Here is a 21,024-nt window from a genome sequence, read left to right on the forward strand (position 1 = left end):
AAGGCAGAGCCGTGAAATGCGGATATTCGCATTGATTTTTCTATCTGGCGCTTTCCTGGGGCTAATGCCTGGTAGCGTGAAGCTATGAAGCAGATGCTGGGCAGCGATGATGAGGGCAAGAATAGTGGCTCCTTGTCACCAAATACGCAGTCGTCTAACCCCTATGGGCCTCCCGGTCAGATTCTGCCTGCCGGGCAGCCGCCAGCACCTGCTCCCTATCCTCCCACCCAGCCCTATCAGGGCGGCGGGCAGCCCTACCTGCAGCCGGGAGGCACGCCGGCGTCACTTCCGGCAGTATTTCCTGTGGGGTATCAGGCACAGGTAGCGGGGTATGCCCCTAATCCGGCGGGCTCTGTTAACGTCCACTTGCCAGAACGCAGCAATTCGTCCTCTAAGAGAGTGCCAGTCGCGTTGTTAATTATCGGGATAGTTATCGCGACTGCCTATCTAGGGTTCTTGCTGCTGGTACTGCTAAAACCGGAGATTTTGGCGTTGCCTGCTGTGTCTTCACTGCCGGTTTCGGCAATCGGGCACGCGGGTCAACTGCTTGCTAGCAGCCCTATAGGGCTGTGGTGAATATCGGGTTATAAGGTAGGTAGATAACGATGTTAGCTTCCCCAGCTTCCAGTAGCGCCGGTAATAAAGGCAACTTGGTGCTGCGTCTACTGGCGGTGCTGGTTACCTTGGTACTGGTAGATTTGGCGCTGACTGTCTACGTGTTTGTTCTCTCCGATAGCAGCGGCAAACTGGGTGCGGGAGCAGCCAAGGAAAAACCACCCACTGTTTCCACGGTGATTGAAGTACACAAACAGATAAAAAGTGACTCTTTTACTCCCTATATAGCTGCTGAATCCAGTCCGGCACTGATGGTTAAAGAGAGCCTCGAGATCTGGCTAATTTTTAATACCAGCGAAGGAGCTAGTGCCCAGCCACTATCTGGGGATGGGAAAGCGAAAGGAGAACCGTTTAGTTTGCCAGCCTGCGATAACGGCCTGGCGCAACCCTATGAGGCATTCGGGGGACAGATAGTTTGCAAAGGTGCCCTGGGAGAGAAGGAGAACCCGGCCTCGGCTGCTGGCGCGAAAACTGGTGAGTGCGCGGGGGAGGTAATCTACCAAGACACTCAGGTAATGGTCTGCGCTGAGCCGGCTGCTAAAGGCGCCAAAACGGTTAGTTATATGCAGGCAGGAAAGACTATCTGGGAAACTAGTCTGCCGGGACAACCCGCTATAGCAGCCAATAGTAAATCCATTTGGGCAACTCGCCTAACCGATAAGCAGGGCAAAGTCAGTTACCAAAGATTTGATGTACCCGGGGCACCAGCTGCTGGTAGTGAAAAACCGGCCGGCTGGGATGCGATTAAGAAAGTAGATTTCCAAAATATAACCCTAAGTATCATCACCATCGGTACTGCCAAATATAACGATCTTCCCCTGAGCGATGGTAGGTGGAGGGAGGCACCGGAGCGAGATACAGGACTAGCCCTGGGGATCAGAAAAAATGATAAGGTCTATGCCGATAGCAATGGTGATGGCTATTTAGACTTTGCGCAGGTTCTCTACCTACAAACTGCCGGAGGAGAAATACCCGAAAGAGATGAGGGAGAACTTACCTTCCAAGGGCGAGTTCACCAGATACTGGTGTGGATTTGGGATCCAGAAAGTCAAAAACCAAAGTTGATGGATTCTCCACTAATTTCTCCGACTATTGGTCCCTATTGCGGTGCGGGATACGATTCAGAAATCCCATTCGCAGCAGATCTATCCGCTGTGGAAGGCCTGGGGTTAAAAGTTAAGTATCTTTATAGCCAGGCTAGCTGGAATGATGTTGTCGTTGAAGGTAAAGGCATGGAGCAGTTGACCCAAGTTTCTCGCAGTGAAGAAGCAGAATATCGGGTAGTTAAGGACAACTTGGTGAGGATAGTGAACGGAAGTGCTACCGCAGTAGTACCGCCTGAGGGTTGCATTGAAATCATGGAGGAAGACGAAGATGTGAACGACGTTCCGGATTTATTGCCCTTCCGCGGAGCTGATGCTTCCCTAGCAGTTTCTCCCAAAAAGTTTAAGAACGTTAATTACTGGTTCCCAGTATGGAAAGATTCCCAAGGAAATGTCTTGTGGTATGCCGTTGACCAGTTACACGATAATTATGTGCTCGGCTGGTCAAAGTAAACTAGTTACCACTTCGAACTAGGCTCTAGTATCTTTCGATAGCTATTGCCTGGTTACGGACAGGTAATTTCCACTTGGGCGGAAAGGTAATCGCTAGGTAGGCTGGCATCGTGAGTGAACTATTGATTTACCGTAACCCGGATCGAGGAGCCCGCTGGGCGGCGGCTTCGCCCACGAACGCCCTCTCCGTGGCAGTAACTGGAGGTATCGGTTCCGGTAAATCTACTGCGGTAAAAACCTTAAAAGCGCTAGGGGCTAAGACTTGCAGCGCCGATGAACTGGCGGGACAGGCATTGGTCGATTTAGCGCCCGATATTGCCCGTGCTTTTGATCATCCCGAATGGGAAACCGGTGTTGATCGCCGCGCCCTCGCCGCGATCGTGTTTAATAATCCCGATGCCCGCCGCCTCCTAGAATCCATAACTCACCCCTATATTGCGTTCCTTTCTGATCGTTTCTTTGCCTCCCTCACCCCGGGGGACATTGGTATTTACGATATTCCGTTGCTGGCCGAAAACCTGAACGCGCGCGCTTTTGACGTGATCGTGGCAGTGAGTGCGCCCCTCAAACAGCGTTATCAGCGACTGCTTCAACGCTCCGGTATGGAGCCGGCACAAGTAGACGCCCGGATTGCCGCCCAAGCCAGTGAAGAACAACGCCGCGCCATTGCCAACTTTGAGCTGGTAAATGATACTACCCGCGAAGATTTGCGGCGTATCATCGCCTCGGAGTTATGGCCGGAGCTGCGGCGCCTGGCCAATGGAGAAAACTGATTGCCAGCTGCTCACGCGCGAAATCGAGTTTTCATACCGTTAGTTCTCGATCTCCGCGCGGGCAGAGGTTTTTCCTCCTGCCCAAAAACTCGAAAAAGCCACGGGCTTTTTTTCGAGTTTTACGCCCACCTAGCCTACTCGGATAAAACCTCTGCCCGCGCCTCCTAGACATTCAGGCGACAAATTCGAACTAATGAAGCTAATAACCGCATAGGAAAAGCCTTGCCCGCGTGGCTTGTTATTGACACAGCAGGCCCCAGTTATCTCCAGGCAGTATAAAACGAGAACCTAACGCGGCAGTCTGGGCCTAACTGGACGAGTACCCCGGGGAGACTGCTAGATTAGGCAGGTGACAACTATGGCGAAATCTGAAAGATCTCTATCTCCGCAACCGCGCGACCTCGAAAAAAATGCTTCCACAGGTGCAAATGCCGCGATCTTTGCCCGCACCCCGCGCGGCCTTTTTGATGTTTGCGTTATTTTCTTTGTGACCTTTCTACTAATCGCCAATATTTGTGCCACTAAAGCGATTCAGATCGGGCCGATTGTTTTTGACGGGGGAGCTATTTTATTTCCCTTAACTTATGTTTTAGGCGACGTGATTAGTGAAGTCTGGGGGCTAAAGGCGGCTAAACGGGCTATCTTAATGGGCTTCGTGATTTCCGTAATGGCCTCTGTGACTTTTTGGGTAGTGGGAATGCTGCCGCCGGAAGCCTCTTATCAAAATAACGCTGCCTTCCAGAGCGTGCTCGGGTTTGTACCCCGCATCGTGATCGCCTCGATGGCCGGTTACGTGCTGGGAAACTGGCTTAATGCCTATGTGCTGGTGAAAATCAAAGAGCGCTGGGGTGAGAACAATCTTTGGGTTCGTCTAGTGACCTCTACCCTGGCCGGCGAACTAGTAGATTCCATTGTTTTTTGTGCTATCGCTTTTGGGGGAATCATGAGTTTGCCCCAACTGCTGATCTATATTTTCCTCGGCGGATACCTGTATAAATGCGCGGTAGAAATCCTTTGTCTACCCTTTACTTACCTAGTGATTGCCCGGGTAAAGAAACACGAAAGGTATGGCCTTGACATTCACTAAAGTAGCGAAGCTGCCCGGCAGGCGGGGACGAGCCGGCATCATTCATACCCCGCACGGCGATATTCCCACCCCGGCCTTTACCCCGGTGGGTACCAAAGCAACGGTGAAAACGGTGTTGCCAGAGAGCATGAAGGAGCTTGGGGCGGCCGCGATTTTGGCTAACGCCTACCATCTCTATTTGCAGCCGGGGTCAGAAGTTATTGACCAGGCAGGCGGGCTCGCTCGCTTTATGAACTGGAATGGGCCTACTTTTACCGACTCGGGCGGATTCCAGGTGCTCTCGCTAGGGTCAGGCTACAAGAAAGTGCTTTCTGGCGAGTTCACCGGGTCGGGACGCGCCGATCATACGGTGGCAGCGAAAAAAGAGCGCCACGCGCATGTAGATGAGGGAGGGGTAACTTTCCGTTCCCATCTAGATGGTTCTCGGCATCGGTTTACTCCCGAAGTGTCGATGCAGATCCAGCACCATCTGGGCGCCGATATTATGATGGCCTTCGATGAGCTCACTACTTTACTGAATTCTCGCGAGTATCAGGTGAAATCCCTAGAGCGTACCCGGCGCTGGGCGGAGCGTTGCCTGGCAGAACATGAGCGTCTCACCGTTGAGCGCGCCGATAAGCCCTATCAAATGCTGTATGGGGTTATCCAAGGGGCGCAATATGAAGATTTGCGGCGTAAAGCCTCCCGCGATTTATCTGTGATGGAGGTGGCAGGGCGTAGCTTCGATGGTTTTGGAATTGGGGGCGCGTTCGAAAAAGAAAACTTGGCTACTATCGTGGATTGGGTTTGCGAAGAGCTTCCAGAAGAAAAACCGCGTCACCTGTTAGGACTGAGCGAACCGGACGATATTTTTGCCGGGGTAGAGGCCGGGGCGGACACTTTTGACTGTGTAAACCCCTCCCGAATAGGACGCAACGGCGGTCTTTACGGACGCTATGGGCGTTTTAACCTCACCCGCTCTGAATTTAAACGCGATTTTCAGGCTCCAGTGGCGGGCTGTAACTGTTACACCTGCCAGAATTATTCCATTGCGTACCTACATCACCTGTTTAAAGCCAAAGAAATGTTGGGTTTTACCCTGGCCACCATCCACAACGAATACTTCACCGTCCAGTTGGTACGCGGGATTAGACAATCCATTATTGAGGGCGAGTATCCCGCCTATAAACAGCGCGTCCTCGGCGATTTTTATGGGGGGCAGCCGCTGCGTTCACACTGGGGATAATAGTAGGCAGGGTAATAACTGTGTTCTATTTTGCGTAGCTAAGGTTGCGCACTCAGCGGGACAGGCGGGGGGAATCGCCAATCCTCGCGACTCATGTTCTCCAAGTCAAAGCGGGATAGGAACTCCTTAGCCGTATTTGCGGGAGGAAACCCTAGGGAAGTCGCGAACATCGAGATCACCTGCGCGGTTTCTATCTCGCATTCTCGCAGCTGTTCCAAAGTGACGGCTCCATCGCGTTTCGCCAGGCGCTGGCCGTTGTCATTCAGCACCAAGGGGACATGCACCCAAGTGGGCGGGGTAGACCCCAATAGCTGGTGCAGGTAGTTTTGCCGGGCAACTGAGGAGAGCAAGTCCCTCCCGCGGCACACCTGGGTTACCTCTTGAAAGGCGTCATCAACCACGCAAACAAAGTTATAAGAAAACACTCCATCCGAGCGGCGCAACACGAAATCATCTACTGTCCCGGTTTGCTGCCCATAAACTGCGTCAGTAAAAGTCAAAGATTGCTGGTTAGTACGCAGGCGAAAAGCCGGGCCGCGTCCTTTTCCCGCCAGTTCTTCCCGTTTTTTCGCCCGCTCGGTGGGGGTGAGGTCGCGACAATACCCGGGGTACGCTCCGGGAGGAGTATGCGGGGCAGAAGCTATCTGAGATAACTCTCGACGCGAACAATAACATTCATAAACCAGTCCCGCGGCTTCAAGCTGCGCAAACGCCTCCTCATAACGGCAGTGGCACTTAGATTGCACCAAAGGATCCCCGTCCCAATCAATCCCGAGAGTCGCTAAATCTGCCAGTTGCAGGCTACGGAAAGGCTCCCGGGATCGGGCATCTAAATCCTCAAAACGCAGCACAAAACGCCCACCGCTTTGCCGAGCCAGCGCCCACCCGATCAGGGCGGTACGCAGATTCCCTAAATGCAAAGCGCCAGTCGGGCTAGGCGCATAACGACCAACGAGCGTGAAACTGCCCTCCGCTAGTAGGGTTAGTAGCAACCCCTACATTTTAATCGCAATGGGCTCATAGGTAGAATAGCCAGGTAATTACTTATCCGTAACTAGGAGGATCGAACGTGGCAGCACAGGCAGCAGGACTGATTAACGTCCAGATTGCAGGAGAAAACCAAGAGGTAGCTGCCACTTGCACCGGCCTAGATCTGTGGGGCAAAGACCGCACTATCGTGGCTATGAACGTAAATGGGCACCCCTGGGATCTGGCGCGCACCTTGCCCGAGGGCGCAAAAGTAGACCCCATAACCGCCGCCAGCGAAGCCGGATTAGAGATTATTCGCCACTCCGCCACCCACGTCCTCGCCCAAGCGGTGCAACAGATTTACCCTGATGCCAACCTGGGAGTCGGCCCTTATATCACCGATGGTTTTTACTACGATTTTGGCAATATCGATCCGGTAACGCCTGAGCTGCTAAAAGACCTGGAAAAACGGATGAAGAAAATCGTTAAAAGTGGGCAGCGTTTTGTGCGGCGGGAAGTGAGCGACGAGGAAGCCAGAGCGGAACTAGCCGATCAACCCTACAAGCTGGAACTGATTGAATCCAAAGGTCACGGCACTGACCAGGCAGAAGGAGCCAGTGTAGAAGTAGGAGCCGGGGTGCTAACTATTTATGACAATGTTGACCGTTCCGGCCAGTGCGCCTGGAAAGATCTGTGCCGCGGCCCGCATGTGCCCAATACCCGCTATATCGGTAACGGCTTCGCGCTGATGAAATCCTCCGCTGCCTATTGGAAAGGCGATCAAAATAATGATCACCTGCAGCGCATTTACGGCACCGCCTGGGCTAGTAAAGAAGATCTCGTCACCTATAAAACCCGTCTGGAGGAAGCCGAGCGGCGCGACCACCGCAAACTGGGACGCGAACTTGACCTGTTCTCCTTCCCGGACGAGATTGGTTCCGGCCTGCCGGTATTCCACCCCAAAGGCGCGATTATCCGCAATGAAATGGAAGAATACTCCCGCAAGCGGCATATCGAATCCGGATATTCCTTTGTCTACAGTCCCCACATCACCAAGGCTGACCTGTTCAAAACCTCTGGTCACCTAGATTGGTACGCCGATGGCATGTATCCGCCGATGCACTTGGATGAAGAGCGAGACCAGGCAGGGAATATCACCAAACAGGGGCAAGACTACTACCTCAAACCCATGAACTGCCCCATGCATAACCTGATTTTCGCTTCTAAGGGGCGTTCTTACCGCGAGTTACCGTTGCGTCTTTTCGAATTCGGTACCGTGTACCGCTACGAAAAATCCGGGGTGGTGCATGGACTAACCCGCGCGCGCGGATTCACGCAAGATGATTCCCATATTTACTGCACTCGCGAGCAGATGCGTGACGAGCTCGCCAGTCTGCTGACGTTCGTTCTTGATCTGTTGAAAGATTTCGGACTAGAGGATTTCTATCTAGAACTGTCCACCAAGAATCCCGCTAAGTTCGTAGGCGACGATGATACTTGGGAAGAAGCTACCCGCACTCTGGAAGAGGTAGCGACTGCATCTGGCCTGAAACTGGTGCCCGATCCGGGTGGAGCCGCTTTCTATGGGCCAAAAATCTCGGTACAAGCTAAGGACGCGATCGGGCGTACCTGGCAAATGTCAACTATCCAATTGGACTTTAACCTGCCGGAACGTTTCGACCTTACTTACACGGCTGCCGATGGCTCCCGCCAGCGTCCCGTTATGATTCACCGCGCCCTGTTTGGCTCCATTGAACGTTTCTTCGGGGTACTGCTAGAACACTATGCAGGCGCTTTCCCGGCTTGGCTCTCCCCGGTACAGGTACGCTGCGTTCCAGTAGCCGAAGCCTTCAATGACTACCTATTCGAGGTTGCTGACCAGCTGCGCAAGCAAGGAGTCCGGGTAGAGGTTGATACCTCCGATGATCGTTTTGGTAAGAAAATCCGTAACGCCTCTAAGGATAAAATCCCCTTTACCCTGATTGCCGGGGGAGAGGACGCTGAGGCGGGGGCGGTTTCTTTCCGTTACCGGGATGGCAGTCAAGAAAACGGGGTGCCGATCGAGCAGGCTATCGCCAAGATTGTTTCTGCGATCGCAGAACGGAAATAGCAGATGACGTCGCCGGATTCGAATTCGCTACCAACAGAAGATTCGCGCGCTTTCGGGGCAGTTCCCGATGCTTTCCAACGCCTGTGGACTCCCCACCGTCAGGTATATATTTCGGGTGAAGAACGCCCGCAGACTAAGAAGAGTGAAGACTGCCCGTTTTGCGCCGCCCCTCATCGCAGTGACGAGGACGCCCTCATCGTGTACCGAGGCGAAAAAGTTTTCGCCCTCATGAATCTTTTCCCCTATAACTCGGGACATATGTTGATCTGTCCCTACCGGCATATCTCGGAATATATCGAGCTTGACCAGGACGAGCGCGCCGAATTTGGGGAAGTAACTGCGAGGGCGATTAGAACTTTGAAAAAGGTAGCGAATCCGGCCGGATTCAACCTGGGGATGAATCAAGGGGAAGTTGCCGGAGCGGGAATCGCTGGACACCTGCACCAACATATTGTTCCTCGCTGGGCAGGAGACGCTAATTTCTTCCCTCTGATTGCTCGCACTAAGGCAGTGCCGCAGCTTTTAGGACAGGCACGCGAGCAACTAGCCAGTGGCTGGCAGGAGTAGACAAGGGGTAGTTAATGCTTGGAAACCATGGAAGAGGTCTCGCCCGCGCTATTTTTACTTCCCCCGCAAAGCTCTTAGCCAAAGCGGGGGTAACCCCCAATATGGTGACTGTTGCCGGTACCGTAATCAATATGGCGCTCGCAATAGGCCTGCTGGCACGGGGGTATTTAGCACTAGGGGGAATCTTGATTGGGATAACCGCTTTCGCGGATTCCCTAGATGGGGTACTCGCGCGTCTCACCAACCAAACCAGTGAATTTGGGGCGTTCCTTGATTCCTCGTTAGATCGCCTAGCTGACGGCGCTATTTTTGGTTCCCTGCTTTATTGGGCGATTAGCGGAATGACACCGGGAGGAATCCGTACCGGCACCATAATCGCCGGTATTTGCGCCCTGGTGGGAGCGGGGGCGGTTCCCTATGTGCGGGCTCGCGGCGAATCCCTAGGGGTAGTTGCCAAAGTGGGGATCGGGGAGCGCACCGATCGCCTGGTAGTCGCCCTGGTGGGGGCAGGTATCACTGATCTGGGGGCTCCCTTGGTTTGTTTTCCGGTTGCTCTTTCCTGGGTGGCTATCGCTAGTTTCATAACTGTGGGTCAAAGAGTTTTTTATGTCAGAAAGCACCTTAAGTAAGTGAAAACTGGTATTTTTTCGAGCGAGCAACTTGCGCGCTCAGGCTTAAAACTGCTGTCGCAGGTGCCGCTGCCTCTGGCCCAGGGGATCGGGGATTTGATCGGGGAAGTGCTCTACCGGATTAATACTTCTGGCGCTCAGCAATATCGGAAAAACTTGGTGCACTTGGGAATCGCCGACAACAAAATCGAAGAAACTGTGCGCCAGGGTTTAAAAGGATATATGCGGCTTTTTTCTGAAACCGCTTTACTGGGGGGCTTTTCTAACCCCCAGCTGCTGGCTCGCGTGCGCATCGGCGGGGATCGGGAATCATTACTGGAAGATTGCGCACGGGGCAATGTTTGCTTAGCGCTTACCCACTCCGGAAACTGGGATTTAGCGGGTTACTTTGCAAGTAAAGAAGTAATCCCGATACTTACGGTAGCCGAAAAAGTAAAACCGGAAGCTCTGTTCCAGGCTTTTACCCGAGTACGCCGCCAGGCTAATATGCGGATTATTGCGGTGAAAAAGGGCGAAAAGCCTTTCTCAAAACTAGTGGCGGCCGCCTGTGAACAAAACTATCTGATTCCGCTGCTAGCTGACCGCGATATTACTGGTCGCGGGATAGAAGTTACTATCGGGAAAACCAAAGCTTTGGTCGCCGCGGGGCCAGCGGCTCTCGCCACAAAGATTAACGCCCCGCTTTACTGCGGACATATCGCTTTGGAAAAGTTAGGGCGCGCACGCTTAGGAGCAGCCCGTTCTCGCTGGGGAATAGTGATAAACATTTCCGGGCCAATAAAGCCAGATAGAGTAGAAAATATGACTAGGGATTGGGCGAGCCGGGTTGGGGAAATGATTAGGGAATCCCCCGAATCTTGGTTCATGCTACAAAAATTGTTTGTACCTGATCTTGATCCGGAGCGCTTAGCGCGAGCTCGTGAACGTGCAAAGCAGGAGACACAGCTATGAAAATAGGAATCGTTTGTCCCTATGCTTATGACGTGCCGGGGGGAGTACAGTTTCATGTGCGCGACCAGGCTAAAGAGCTACGCAAACGCGGACATGAAGTTTCGGTATTTGCCCCGGTAGAAACTGATTATAGCGAGGACGGATTCATAAATGCCGGAAAAACTTTCGCGATTCCCTATAACGGATCCGTAGCTCGTCTAGCCTTTGGGCCGCGAGTGGCAGCCCGCACTCGCCAATGGGTTACCACCAGTGATTTCGATATTTTGCATGTGCATGAACCAGCCACGCCCTCAGTATCTCTAATTGCTCTGCAACATGCGCGTTGCCCGGTAGTGGGTACCTTCCATGCTGCCCTGGAAAAATCACTGCTCTACACCCTGGGCAAACCGGTGGTGCAATCGGTAAAAGAGAAGCTCAGTGCGCAAATCGCGGTGTCAGAGGAAGCAAGGCGCACTTTGCAACGCTATCAAGATGGGGATGCCACGGTGATTCCCAATGGGGTTGACTTCCCGGCGTTCGCTGGGGCAACTCCCAGCCCAAAGTGGCAGCAAAGCGAAAAATCGCCAGTGTTTTGTTTCTTAGGGCGCCTAGATGAACCCCGAAAAGGCCTGTCTATCCTGGTGGAAGCAATTCCTAAGGTGCTGGAAAAATACCCTGCTGCTCGCTTTTTAATTGCCGGCCCGGGCACGGCTAGTAAAGCACGCGCTGCCCTCGAGCCTTTTGGGAAAAGCGTAGAGTTTTTGGGTGCACTTAGTGAGGAAGAAAAAAAGTCGCTTTTTAAATCCGCTACCGCCTATATTGCGCCGCAAACCGGGGGAGAATCCTTCGGGATTGTACTGGTAGAAGCGATGGCAGCTAATTGCCTGGTCGTTGCTTCCTCGATTCCCGCTTTTTCTGCGGTACTTCAAAAGGGCAGACTTGGTGAAATTTTTACTTCCGAGGACGCAAATTCGCTGGCTGAAAAGTTACTTGCAGTGTGTGAGAATAGGCAAGCAGCCTCCCGGCTAGCTAATTGCGGTCACCAAGGGGCGCAACGTTATGACTGGTCAATCGTAACTGACCAAGTCCTAGCAGTCTATGAACGCTGCCGGGAAGATAAAAAAAGACCGTGAGCGTGCCACTAGTGAGTTTTGTCAGTGCTAAGAAAAGAAAAACTAATCTCCCAGTTTAGACTAGGGGTAGCTCCAGAAAGGAGGAACAGGTGAGCCAATCGAATCCCGAATATCTGCCAGATTCCCCGGTTACGGCGGAAATGGGCACCAACTATCCTCCGGTAACCGAACAGTTAGTTGCCAGTTACAGTTTTGATGCTCTTAGTTTGCCTGCGGATCCTCTGATTCCTCATCCTGCTGTCTCCCAGCGGGTATCTGCTCAACCCCTACTGGTCGATCCCGGAGCGGAAAAAGCGAACAGACGTTCGCGCCTGCGCTCGTTCCCCTGGCTAGAATTGCTGTGTTTGCTGGCTGCTGGGGGCGGACTTACCTATTTGGCACTTTTTATTTCTTCCGAAGAATCAATAACCACCACTATCGGGGCAGTATTTGCCGCCTTGCTGCCGATGGCGGTGGTAGTCATTGTGATGGTGTGGCTAGATCGCTGGGCGCCAAAACCCTGGTGGTTACTAGTAATTGCCTTTTTTTGGGGGGCTGGGATCGCCTCCGTATGTGCGTTGGGGCTTAACACTATTTCCGGGAAAGCCCTGCAGTCAGTAGATGTTGGTCCAACTCCTTTTCAATCTTTTGGACTGCTGGCCACCATTGTGGCTCCCATAGTTGAAGAGTCTTTAAAAGGTCTCGGGGTAGTAATCATCATGTTGGCTCGGCGCCGCTCAGTGAAAAGTCCGCTAGATGGGGTAGTGATTGCCGGAATCCTCGCCGCTGGCTTTGCTTTCACCGAAAATGTGCTTTACTTTGCGCGGTTTTACGAACAACTCCCGGTAGTTTTCTTTATGCGGGCAATGCTGGGACCTTTTGGTCACACCGTTTACACTTCGATTTTTGGTCTGGCAGTGGGAATGGCGCTTACCCGGATCGCCTCGCCAAAAATGCGTTTCATTCTCCCTGCTTCTGGCCTGGTTTCTGCTATCTGCCTGCACGCTGCCTGGAACGGATTAGCCACCTATTCGGCGCTGCTTTTCGTGGTTTCCTATGTGTTTTTTTGGGGGCCTATGTTCATCACCTGGCTAATAATTAACCTGGTGGTGTCGGTACGCCAACGCAATGCCATCGAAAATGGTCTCCAGGCATACATTGGCGCTGGTTGGATCGATGTTCGGGAAGCGCAAATGCTCTGTTCCCTGTCTGGCAGGCGCCGGGCTCGCAGGTCAGCGCGTACTATCTCGCCTGCTGCTCGCCGCGCATTGTCAGAATTCCAGCAGGCGGCTACGGTCTTGGCTTTGAACTATGTCGCCAGTTCTCACCGCGGCCTGTCTGAGGGAATCAAAAAAGAGAATGAGGAAACCGTGAAGAAGCTACTGGCGTCGCGTAGACATTTTGCTGCTGCCTGTACCGCGGTCGGGGCATACCGGATGGGGCGTTCCTAGAGTGAACTCCGGTTTTCATCTGCCGCGTCCCATCCCGAATCCTTTTCCGCCTAACGGAAGAAATCCTCTTGGCTCAGACTGGATGGTCGATGCCGATGGCTACCCGGGTCGCCATGCTGCCAGGATAGTGGTCATTGATTCGTTAGAGCGCCTCCTTTTAATCAGTGGCCATGATTTTTCTGACCCTACCCATCGCTGGTGGTTCACCCCCGGAGGTGGGATTGAGGACGGAGAGACCCGCGCACAGGCTGCCCTGCGAGAACTCAAAGAGGAAACCGGGTTAGAGCTGAGGCCTGAGCAACTACAAGGACCGGTGCTTTACCGCGAATCCCTATTAAAATTTCGCAAACTCTGGGCTATCCAGGCAGAACATTTTTTCTTAGTGCGTTTAAAGGAGGAGGGTCCCCAGATTGTCACTGCTGATTGGACGTCCTCGGAAAAACAGCTTTTAGAGGCAGTTCGTTGGATTCGACTGGACGAGCTGCCACACTTGGCACAACGAGAAACTATTTACCCAAATTGCCTGCCAGACTTGGCGAAGCAGTGGCTAAGCGGGTGGGATGGCCGCCTAGAGACCGTCTATGATTAAGCCTATTTAGACGGTTAGGGTGCAAAAGCGCTAAAATCAGGCTTGGTATTTCGAAAACTAATTGCGCGAGCGGGATTAAGGAGAGCGAATGTCGGGTCACTCAAAGTGGGCTACCACCAAACATAAGAAAGCGGCAATCGACGCTAAACGGGGCAAACTATTTGCCCGGTTGATTAAGAATATCGAGGTAGCAGCCCGTACTGGCGGCGGGGATCCGGCGGGAAACCCCACCCTATTTGATGCGATCCAAAAGGCGAAAAAGAACTCGGTACCGGCCGATAACATCAAACGGGCAGTTAACCGTGGTTCTGGTGCAGAAGCAGGTGGGGCAGACTGGCAAACCATCTCTTATGAAGGTTATGGCCCTGGCGGGGTAGCAATGTTGGTAGAGTGTCTGACCGACAATAAGAACCGCGCTGCCGCCGATGTGCGTACTGCCTTTAGTAAAAACGGCGGTAACTTGGCAGATCCTGGCTCAGTTTCCTACCTATTTAACCGGATTGGCGCTATCGAAGTCGCCAAAGCCGAGGGCGTTGATGAGGACACCATTTTGATGGCGGTTCTAGATGCAGGCGCCGAAGAGGTCGAGGAAGGCACGGAAACCTTTACGATCGTTTGTGATCCCACAAATCTGGTTGAGGTGCGTAAGGGTCTGCAAGAAGCGGGTATTGACTACGACTCGGCAGAAACCCAGTGGAAAGCTATCACGCAAGCAGAGCTGGATCTGGCGAAATATCGCCAAGTAATGCGGCTGATCGATGCCCTGGAAGATAGTGATGACGTACAGGACGTATTCACTAATCTCTCGGTAAGCCCTGAGGTACAAGCCCAATACGAGGAAGAAGAGTAGGCAGCATCTTTGCGGATTATCGGGATTGACCCCGGTCTTACTCGCTGCGGGATCGGGATCATTGATATGGATTCGCAGCGGCGCGCCCAGCTGGTGCATGTCGAGGTCGCCCGGTCTCCGCAAAATATGGCTTCCCATTTCCGTCTAGATAGGATTCGCCGCCGGATTGCGGCAGCTATCGAAGAGCATCATCCGGAAGTCATGTCGATTGAGCGGGTATTTGCGCAAGACAATGTGCAATCAGTTACCTCCACCATGTGGGTGATGGGGATAGCTATGAGCGAAGCTGCCGCCCACAAACTACCGCTAGCTATCCACACGCCCTCGGAGGTCAAAGCCGCAGTTACCGGCTCGGGGGTAGCTGATAAAGCTCAAGTACAGCATATGGTGCAACGGATTTTGCGAATGGAAAAAGTGGTACGGCCGGCCGACGCTGCCGATGCTTTAGCGATCGCGATTTGTCATGGTTGGCGTCAAGACGGTTTGCAGGGAGCGAGCCGGGATGGTACCGTTAACGTTTCCTTATCGGGCAAGATTTCTGCTCGCGGAGCTCTTACCCCCGCCCAAAAGTTTTGGGCACAGGCGCAGGCAGCAAGCCGACGTACCGGGGCGGTTGATCCGCGGCTTAGGCGAAATAAGAGCAAGTAGGATAGCGTTTATTACGTAGCCAGCTAGCGGAGATTCTATATGATTACGCATTTATCAGGAACCATTGAGGAAGTAAGGCTAGATAAAGCCACTATTGACGTGTCCGGTGTGGGCTATAGTTTCTTTGCCACCCCCGCCACTTTGTCTACCTTGGCTGCAGGCCAAGAGACCAAAATCTTAACCCACTTGGTGGTAAGGGAAGATGCCTGGCTACTTTTTGGCTTCGCGGGAAGCGACGAACGCGATATTTTCTCTACTCTAATCACGGTTTCTGGGATCGGCCCGAAACTGGCATTAGCGGCTCTCGCGGTATTTCGTCCCGATGAATTGCGGGCAGCAGTTTCTCGCGGTGACCTGGCGGCGCTCACCCAGATTCCGGGGGTAGGTAAGAAATCTGCGCAAAGAATCCTGGTAGAAATTGGGGATAAATTGGGTGAACCGGCCGCCGAAGAGGCTGGCTCTACCGGCGGTATTGGCAGCGCCGAACGCGAAGAAGTTTGCCATGCCCTCGAACAGCTAGGCTGGCGAACCCCACTGGCACAAAAGGCGGTTAAAGAGGCGGCCGAAGCTAATCCGCAAGCGCAAGTCCCAGAGCTTTTACGTGCAGCCTTACAATTGCTGGGTAAGCATCACGCATAGGGGAGCAAGGTGGAAGAAACAAACGAGTGGGCGATCAGTTCTCCGGTAGGTCCGGGAGCAGATGAGGTCGAGCGAGCCGCCGAGGCAGCGCTGCGCCCCAAAGATCTGGACTCTTTCGTAGGGCAAGAAAAAATCCGCCGCCAATTGGATTTGGTGCTCAAAGCGGCAATCGGGCGGGGAGCTACCCCTGACCATGTACTTTTAGCCGGGCCGCCTGGTTTAGGAAAAACTACCCTGGCGATGATTATTGCCCACGAAACCGGAACTTCCCTGCGGCTCACCTCCGGGCCGGCGATTCAACACGCGGGCGATTTAGCTGCGATTCTTTCCGCTCTGCAAGAGGGAGACGTGCTGTTTATCGACGAGATCCACCGCTTGGCGCGCACTGCCGAAGAAATGCTCTACCTGGCGATGGAAGATTTTCGCGTCGATGTGGTGGTGGGTAAAGGCCCGGGTGCGACCTCGATTCCCTTGACCCTGCCCCCATTTACGGTAGTGGGCGCTACTACTCGTTCTGGATTGCTACCTGCACCTTTGCGGGATCGGTTTGGTTTTACTGCCCATTTGGACTATTACAGCACCGCCGAATTAGAACAAGTTTTGACCCGATCGGCGCGGCTGATGGAGGCGGAACTTGATCCGCAGGCAGCCTCAGAAATGGCGGCGCGTTCGCGAGGAACCCCCCGAATTGCTAACCGTTTGCTCCGCCGAGTAATCGACTATGCCCAGGTACATGGAGACGGCACCCTCTCTTTGGAAGCCGCTAAAGCCGCCCTCGACCTGTTTGAGGTAGACCCGGCCGGTTTAGATCGTTTGGATCGTTCGGTCTTAGAGGCGCTATGCAAACGCTTTGCCGGCGGACCGGTGGGCCTGACCACTTTGGCGGTTTCCGTGGGGGAGGAACCCGAAACCGTAGAAACTGTTTCGGAGCCTTACCTGGTTCGGGAAGGCTTCATTGCGCGGACTCCTCGCGGGAGAGTAGCTACCGATAATGCATTCACTCACCTGGGGATCACTGCTCCAAACCGCGGGGCGGAAGCCTCACTTTTTGACTTGCCGGGAAGTGAATCAGGGGGCAACTGGTCACAAAACCGCCCAAAACCGGCAACGAAAGATGAAACTGACGTCCTTTAACGCTTAGAATCATTAAGGTTAAAGATTTTTAGACTGGAAGGTTAACAATGGGAAGTGGAGTACTTCTAGCCGTTATCGGCGCATTCTTATTGATGATGATTTTTTCTTCACGCAATGCCAAGAAGAAACAAGCAGAGCAGCGCGACAAACTAGCTAACGATATGGTGCCCGGCGCCTGGGTGATGACCACCTCAGGTTTTTATGGACGCTATGTAGAGACCGATGGGGACGTAATCGTGCTCGAGACCTCGGATGGAACCGAAACTCTGTGGACATCCCGGGCGATTGTCAGCGTAGGAAACCCCCCGTTCGCTCCCGATGCCGCGGATACCAACTCCGAGGACGCCGGCGCAGATAAAGCAGATAACAACGAAAATGCTAAGGATCCGGCGGCAGATTCCCCGACAGAAGAAACCCTAGTTGACGAGGGAAAAGACGAGGCTGCGTCCTCTGATAGCGAATCAAGCGAAAATAACTAAATAGCGAAGAATAATCCCCGTAGATAACGGAAAGAACAACATTGGCGAAGAAAAAATATCACGCCGGACGCACACTGGCGTTTTTCCTGGTACTTGTGCTGGCTTTAACGGGAACCTTGCTGGTGGGCGTGCTCACGAAGAAGGCTAAACCGACTCCCTCCCTAGCTCTCGATTTAGAGGGGGGTACTCAGCTGATCCTCACCCCGAAAGCTAACGCTGCTTCCGGAGCGAAACGCGCGGTTACGGCTGAGGATATTACACAAGCGATTGAGGTTATTCGGCAGCGTGTCGATGCTTCCGGAGTTTCCGAAGCGGAGATTACTTCTCAGGGCAACTCCAATATTTTGGTGTCCTTACCCGGTAACCCTTCGAAAGAAACCTTGGATTTGGTGCGCCAGTCTGCCGAGTTGTATTTCCGGGCGGTGCTTCGTTCGGCTCCGGGGGTTCCGCAATCGGTGATCGCTCAGCAGGCACAGCAGCAACAAGCTGGCAAGAAGCAGGCACAATCGGCAAATATCGATCCGCAAGCTTTCGCGAAAGAATTGGCGGATCTAAACCATGACGGCAAGATCAGCGATCAGCCTACCAGCCAGCCGAAAGACAATTCGGACGATGCCTGGATTACCGAAAAAGTCTTGGAAGAATTCTATGCCAAAGATTGTCAGCAAAAGAGCTCTTTGGAAGGCGGCTCTTCGGGAGATATTAAAAAACCGCTGGTAGCCTGCTCTAGCGAAGGACAGGAAAAATATATTCTTTCGCCGGCAGAGGTTTCAGGTGCTCGAATTTCCTCTGCAGAATCTGGTATGGGAACCGGAGCCTCGGGACAGTCCACCGGACAGTGGATAGTGAACCTAGCTTTCGATAAACAGGGTGCTTCTCAGTTTGCGGATATAACCACCCGGATGATGAAGTACCGTCAGCAACCGGTTCCAGGAGAAAACGGTTTACCGGCGGGGCAAACCAATGACAAGAACCGCTTCGCGATCGTGCTGGATGGACTGGTGGTTTCAGCTCCCGGAGTAAACAACGCGATTACTAATGGTAAAGCTGAAATTTCGGGATCTTTCACCCGCTCATCTTCGACTGCCTTAGCTAACCAGTTAAAGTTCGGTTCGTTGCCTCTTAACTTCGATGTGCAATCCGAACAACAGGTATCAGCAACGTTAGGTTCTGACCAGCTACGTTATGGGGTTATCGCCGGTATTATTGGTTTGATTTTGGTGGTGTTCTACCTGATCTGGCAATACCGTGGCCTAGCAGTTGTAGCAGTAGGCTCCCTGGTGAGCGCGGGGGTACTGCTTTATCTGACTTTGACTTTATTGTCCTGGTCGATGGGGTACCGCCTCTCCCTAGCCGGTATTGCCGGCGTGATCGTGTCTATCGGTACCACCGCGGACTCCTTCATTATCTACTTCGAGAGGATTCGCGACGAGGTTCGTGATGGTAAAGCACTATCTAGCGCGGTCAGCGTTGGTTGGGATCGGGCGAAACGCACGATCGTTACCTCCGACTTGGTGAACGTGCTAGCCGCTTGCGTACTCTACTTCCTGGCGGTTGGCGGCGTGCAGGGCTTCGCTTTCACCTTGGGGATCACCACCTTGATCGACTTGGCGCTAATCTTTATCTTCACCCACCCGATGATGGTGTGGCTGCTGCGCTTTAAGTTCTTCGGTGAGGGTCATAAACTATCTGGCCTCGATCCGGAACACTTGGGGGCTCAGCGGGGAACCTATCGGTATGTAGGCGCGGGGCAAGTACGTAAAATTCGCTCCGTTTACAAAACTAAGCCGCAAGAAGATTCAAACCAGCCCGTTAAGAGCAAAGCTGAGCAATCAGAGGTGGCAAACGAGGATTCCAACCAGGATGATGCTGCCACAGATGAGTTAGCGTCAGTATCCGCGACGGACCAGGAGGAAGAAAAGTGAGTTTCGCAAGTTGGGGTAACGCCCTCTATTCTGGTCGCAAGTCTTACCGGTTCATTGACAACCGTAAATACCTGCTGATTGCGGGGGCGGCGCTAATGCTGATTTCGGTACTGGCTATATCGGTACTGGGGTTGGAGCGTTCCATTGATTTTAAAGGAGGAACCGAGTTTACGGTTTCTTCAGTGGCGGGCAGAGATCAGTCCCCCGCACAAAAGGTAGTAAATGCGAATCCTAAGTTGAAGGGCTCTTCGGTTAACTCGGTGGGAGCCTCCTCGATTCGGGTGCAATCAGTTTCCCTAGATGTCACTGATAAACGCCAGGTGGTTTCGGATTTAGCTAAAGCCTATAACGTGCCAGAGGCTAAGGTAGCGGCGACTACGATTGGCCCGTCTTGGGGCGCGGACGTGACCTATAAGGCGCTGCAATCTTTGGTGATTTTCTTTGTTCTGGTAGCCCTAATGTTGTGGGCATACTTTAGAACCTGGACGATGGCATTCTCGGCGCTGTTCGCGCTGTGCCATGACGTGCTAATCACCGGTCTGGTTTTGGCACTGACTCGGGTAGAGATTTCCCCGGCCACCATTATCGGGGTGCTCACCATTTTGGGCTACTCCCTCTATGACACCGTGGTGGTCTTCGATAAGGTACGTGAGCTTTCGGTTGATTTCGAACAGCAAACCCGCTCTACTTACGGCGAGATCGTTAACCTGGCAATCAACCAGACCCTGGTGCGCTCGATCAATACTTCTGTGGTGGCGCTACTACCGGTTACCTCGATTCTGCTGATTTCCTGGATAACTCTCGGGGGCGGCACCCTGCGTGATATTTCCTTAGCATTATTTGTAGGGATGATCGCCGGTACTTTGTCTTCGATTCTGATTGCACCTTCTATGCTGATGGTGCTGCGTTCGCGCACCGAAAAAATTTCCAGCCACACCCAAAAGGTACTGGAGAAACGGGCTGGGGGCAGCGACCAAGTTGAGGGCAAGGAAACTGAGCTTTCCCGGGTGGCGCAGCCTTTGAAAGCTGGCCATCATCAGGGACAACAGGCACAACCCAAACGCACTCCCAGGAGTAAACGATGATAAACCCCAAACTCGCTCCCTTAGGAAAAATTATTCGCGAAAATCTGCGTGATGTACCGGATTTTCCACAAACCGGGGTACTCTTTCGGGATATTTCTCCGCTGCTGGCTAACGGGGAAGCCTTTTCCCAGCTGGTGAAAGGGCTAGCCGACTTTTATCGGGGTCGGGTCGATTTAGTTGCCGGTCTGGAGTCTCGCGGATTCTTAATTGCGGCTCCAGTAGCGGTGGAACTAGGTCTGGGTACCTTAATGATCCGCAAAGCCGGGAAACTTCCCGGTCCGGTAATCGGGATCGACTACGGCCTCGAATATGGCAAATCCCGGATGGAACTACAGCCGGATTCTATTAAAGAGGGCGCGCGAGTCTTGGTACTCGATGACGTTTTGGCTACTGGTGGCACCGTAAATGCTTCGGCGGCGCTGATCAAACGTGCGGGTGGAATCGTAGAATCGGTGTGCGTTTTGATGGAGCTGGAAGAACTCGATGGGCGTGATCACATCGGCGACCTAGAATGTGAAGCCCTGACTCTGATCTAGTGGTATGACTATCGGAAACTGATTGTAATCCTATAAAACCCTTTAAGTCTCAGGCACGTTAGTTTACACTGCTTTTATTATCTTTGAGCAGGGGAAGACTAATGAAAAGTTCCTG

General features: G+C 53.1%; 21 protein-coding genes. 20 read left to right on the forward strand and 1 reads right to left on the reverse strand.

Going from position 1 to position 21,024, the window contains the following annotated elements:
* Positions 1-84 precede the first annotated feature (84 nt).
* The 5 genes from RDM26_RS00235 to tgt all read left to right on the forward strand — a co-directional run bounded on the left by RDM26_RS00235 (position 85) and on the right by tgt (position 5,256).
* Entirely contained in the window at positions 85-576 is a 492-nt protein-coding gene (locus RDM26_RS00235; protein WP_307737071.1) for a hypothetical protein, read from the forward strand.
* A gap of 29 nt (positions 577-605) precedes the next feature.
* Complete coding sequence (locus RDM26_RS00240) at positions 606-2,171, forward strand: hypothetical protein (RefSeq protein ID WP_307737072.1); 1,566 nt, start codon at positions 606-608, stop codon at positions 2,169-2,171.
* A 110-nt stretch (positions 2,172-2,281) separates the two neighbouring features.
* Complete coding sequence (gene coaE / locus RDM26_RS00245) at positions 2,282-2,944, forward strand: dephospho-CoA kinase (RefSeq protein ID WP_307737073.1); 663 nt, start codon at positions 2,282-2,284, stop codon at positions 2,942-2,944.
* Positions 2,945-3,302: 358 nt separating this feature from the next.
* Positions 3,303-4,031 (forward strand): queuosine precursor transporter, encoded by a 729-nt coding sequence (locus tag RDM26_RS00250; protein WP_307737074.1) that lies wholly within the window; start codon positions 3,303-3,305, stop codon positions 4,029-4,031.
* A complete protein-coding gene (gene tgt / locus RDM26_RS00255) occupies positions 4,012-5,256 on the forward strand; it encodes a tRNA guanosine(34) transglycosylase Tgt (RefSeq protein WP_307737075.1) in 1,245 nt (414 codons plus the stop codon). Before RDM26_RS00250 ends, tgt begins: the two co-directional genes overlap by 20 nt.
* A gap of 38 nt (positions 5,257-5,294) precedes the next feature.
* Here tgt and gluQRS read toward each other — a convergent pair whose 3' ends face one another.
* Positions 5,295-6,248 carry a tRNA glutamyl-Q(34) synthetase GluQRS gene (gluQRS, locus tag RDM26_RS00260; RefSeq protein ID WP_307737076.1) on the reverse strand — a complete coding sequence of 318 codons (954 nt, stop codon included), beginning with the start codon at positions 6,246-6,248 and terminating at the stop codon, positions 5,295-5,297.
* 77 nt (positions 6,249-6,325) lie between these two features.
* On the opposite strand from gluQRS, the gene thrS reads away from it, so the two are divergent.
* From thrS to RDM26_RS00335, 15 genes are all read left to right on the forward strand, one after another.
* Positions 6,326-8,335, forward strand: a complete 2,010-nt coding sequence (gene thrS / locus RDM26_RS00265) for a threonine--tRNA ligase (RefSeq protein WP_307737077.1) — start codon at positions 6,326-6,328, stop codon at positions 8,333-8,335.
* A gap of 3 nt (positions 8,336-8,338) precedes the next feature.
* Positions 8,339-8,902, forward strand: a complete 564-nt coding sequence (locus RDM26_RS00270; RefSeq protein WP_307737078.1) for an HIT domain-containing protein — start codon at positions 8,339-8,341, stop codon at positions 8,900-8,902.
* A 14-nt stretch (positions 8,903-8,916) separates the two neighbouring features.
* Positions 8,917-9,531: a phosphatidylinositol phosphate synthase gene (gene pgsA / locus RDM26_RS00275; protein WP_307737079.1), complete on the forward strand. Its 615-nt coding sequence runs from the start codon at positions 8,917-8,919 to the stop codon at positions 9,529-9,531.
* Positions 9,532-10,482 (forward strand): phosphatidylinositol mannoside acyltransferase, encoded by a 951-nt coding sequence (locus tag RDM26_RS00280; protein ID WP_307737080.1) that lies wholly within the window; start codon positions 9,532-9,534, stop codon positions 10,480-10,482.
* Complete coding sequence (locus RDM26_RS00285) at positions 10,479-11,594, forward strand: glycosyltransferase (protein WP_307737081.1); 1,116 nt, start codon at positions 10,479-10,481, stop codon at positions 11,592-11,594. The genes RDM26_RS00280 and RDM26_RS00285 overlap by 4 nt, the downstream gene beginning before the upstream one ends.
* An 89-nt stretch (positions 11,595-11,683) precedes the next feature.
* Entirely contained in the window at positions 11,684-13,024 is a 1,341-nt protein-coding gene (locus tag RDM26_RS00290) for a PrsW family glutamic-type intramembrane protease (protein WP_307737082.1), read from the forward strand.
* 1 nt (position 13,025) lies between these two features.
* A complete protein-coding gene (locus tag RDM26_RS00295) occupies positions 13,026-13,613 on the forward strand; it encodes an NUDIX domain-containing protein (protein WP_307737083.1) in 588 nt (195 codons plus the stop codon).
* Positions 13,614-13,701: 88 nt separating this feature from the next.
* Positions 13,702-14,463 (forward strand): YebC/PmpR family DNA-binding transcriptional regulator, encoded by a 762-nt coding sequence (locus tag RDM26_RS00300; RefSeq protein WP_307737084.1) that lies wholly within the window; start codon positions 13,702-13,704, stop codon positions 14,461-14,463.
* 9 nt (positions 14,464-14,472) lie between these two features.
* Complete coding sequence (locus RDM26_RS00305; protein WP_307737085.1) at positions 14,473-15,111, forward strand: crossover junction endodeoxyribonuclease RuvC; 639 nt, start codon at positions 14,473-14,475, stop codon at positions 15,109-15,111.
* 39 nt (positions 15,112-15,150) lie between these two features.
* Positions 15,151-15,750 (forward strand): Holliday junction branch migration protein RuvA, encoded by a 600-nt coding sequence (ruvA, locus tag RDM26_RS00310; RefSeq protein ID WP_307737086.1) that lies wholly within the window; start codon positions 15,151-15,153, stop codon positions 15,748-15,750.
* A gap of 9 nt (positions 15,751-15,759) precedes the next feature.
* The gene (ruvB, locus tag RDM26_RS00315) at positions 15,760-16,884 is read left to right on the forward strand and encodes a Holliday junction branch migration DNA helicase RuvB (protein WP_307737087.1); all 1,125 of its coding nucleotides are present in this window, start codon (positions 15,760-15,762) and stop codon (positions 16,882-16,884) included.
* A gap of 47 nt (positions 16,885-16,931) precedes the next feature.
* Positions 16,932-17,363 (forward strand): preprotein translocase subunit YajC, encoded by a 432-nt coding sequence (gene yajC, locus RDM26_RS00320; RefSeq protein WP_307737088.1) that lies wholly within the window; start codon positions 16,932-16,934, stop codon positions 17,361-17,363.
* 41 nt (positions 17,364-17,404) lie between these two features.
* A complete protein-coding gene (gene secD / locus RDM26_RS00325) occupies positions 17,405-19,288 on the forward strand; it encodes a protein translocase subunit SecD (RefSeq protein WP_307737089.1) in 1,884 nt (627 codons plus the stop codon).
* Positions 19,285-20,373, forward strand: a complete 1,089-nt coding sequence (gene secF / locus RDM26_RS00330) for a protein translocase subunit SecF (RefSeq protein WP_307737090.1) — start codon at positions 19,285-19,287, stop codon at positions 20,371-20,373. The genes secD and secF overlap by 4 nt, the downstream gene beginning before the upstream one ends.
* A complete protein-coding gene (locus tag RDM26_RS00335) occupies positions 20,370-20,909 on the forward strand; it encodes an adenine phosphoribosyltransferase (RefSeq protein WP_307737091.1) in 540 nt (179 codons plus the stop codon). Before secF ends, RDM26_RS00335 begins: the two co-directional genes overlap by 4 nt.
* Positions 20,910-21,024 lie beyond the last annotated feature (115 nt).

Origin of the sequence: uncultured Varibaculum sp. (assembly GCF_902489465.1) — a bacterium.
GTDB lineage: Bacteria > Actinomycetota > Actinomycetes > Actinomycetales > Actinomycetaceae > Varibaculum.

Excerpts from the sequence above, each read along its gene's own strand:
- RDM26_RS00235 (WP_307737071.1), top strand. The coding sequence starts at position 85 with ATGAAGCAGATGCTGGGCAGCGATGATGAGGGCAAGAATAGTGGCTCC.
- RDM26_RS00240 (WP_307737072.1), top strand. The coding sequence starts at position 606 with ATGTTAGCTTCCCCAGCTTCCAGTAGCGCCGGTAATAAAGGCAACTTG.
- RDM26_RS00250 (WP_307737074.1), top strand. The coding sequence starts at position 3,303 with ATGGCGAAATCTGAAAGATCTCTATCTCCGCAACCGCGCGACCTCGAA.
- tgt (WP_307737075.1), top strand. The coding sequence starts at position 4,012 with ATGGCCTTGACATTCACTAAAGTAGCGAAGCTGCCCGGCAGGCGGGGA.
- RDM26_RS00270 (WP_307737078.1), top strand. The coding sequence starts at position 8,339 with ATGACGTCGCCGGATTCGAATTCGCTACCAACAGAAGATTCGCGCGCT.
- pgsA (WP_307737079.1), top strand. The coding sequence starts at position 8,917 with ATGCTTGGAAACCATGGAAGAGGTCTCGCCCGCGCTATTTTTACTTCC.
- RDM26_RS00285 (WP_307737081.1), top strand. The coding sequence starts at position 10,479 with ATGAAAATAGGAATCGTTTGTCCCTATGCTTATGACGTGCCGGGGGGA.
- RDM26_RS00300 (WP_307737084.1), top strand. The coding sequence starts at position 13,702 with ATGTCGGGTCACTCAAAGTGGGCTACCACCAAACATAAGAAAGCGGCA.
- ruvA (WP_307737086.1), top strand. The coding sequence starts at position 15,151 with ATGATTACGCATTTATCAGGAACCATTGAGGAAGTAAGGCTAGATAAA.
- yajC (WP_307737088.1), top strand. The coding sequence starts at position 16,932 with ATGGGAAGTGGAGTACTTCTAGCCGTTATCGGCGCATTCTTATTGATG.
- RDM26_RS00335 (WP_307737091.1), top strand. The coding sequence starts at position 20,370 with ATGATAAACCCCAAACTCGCTCCCTTAGGAAAAATTATTCGCGAAAAT.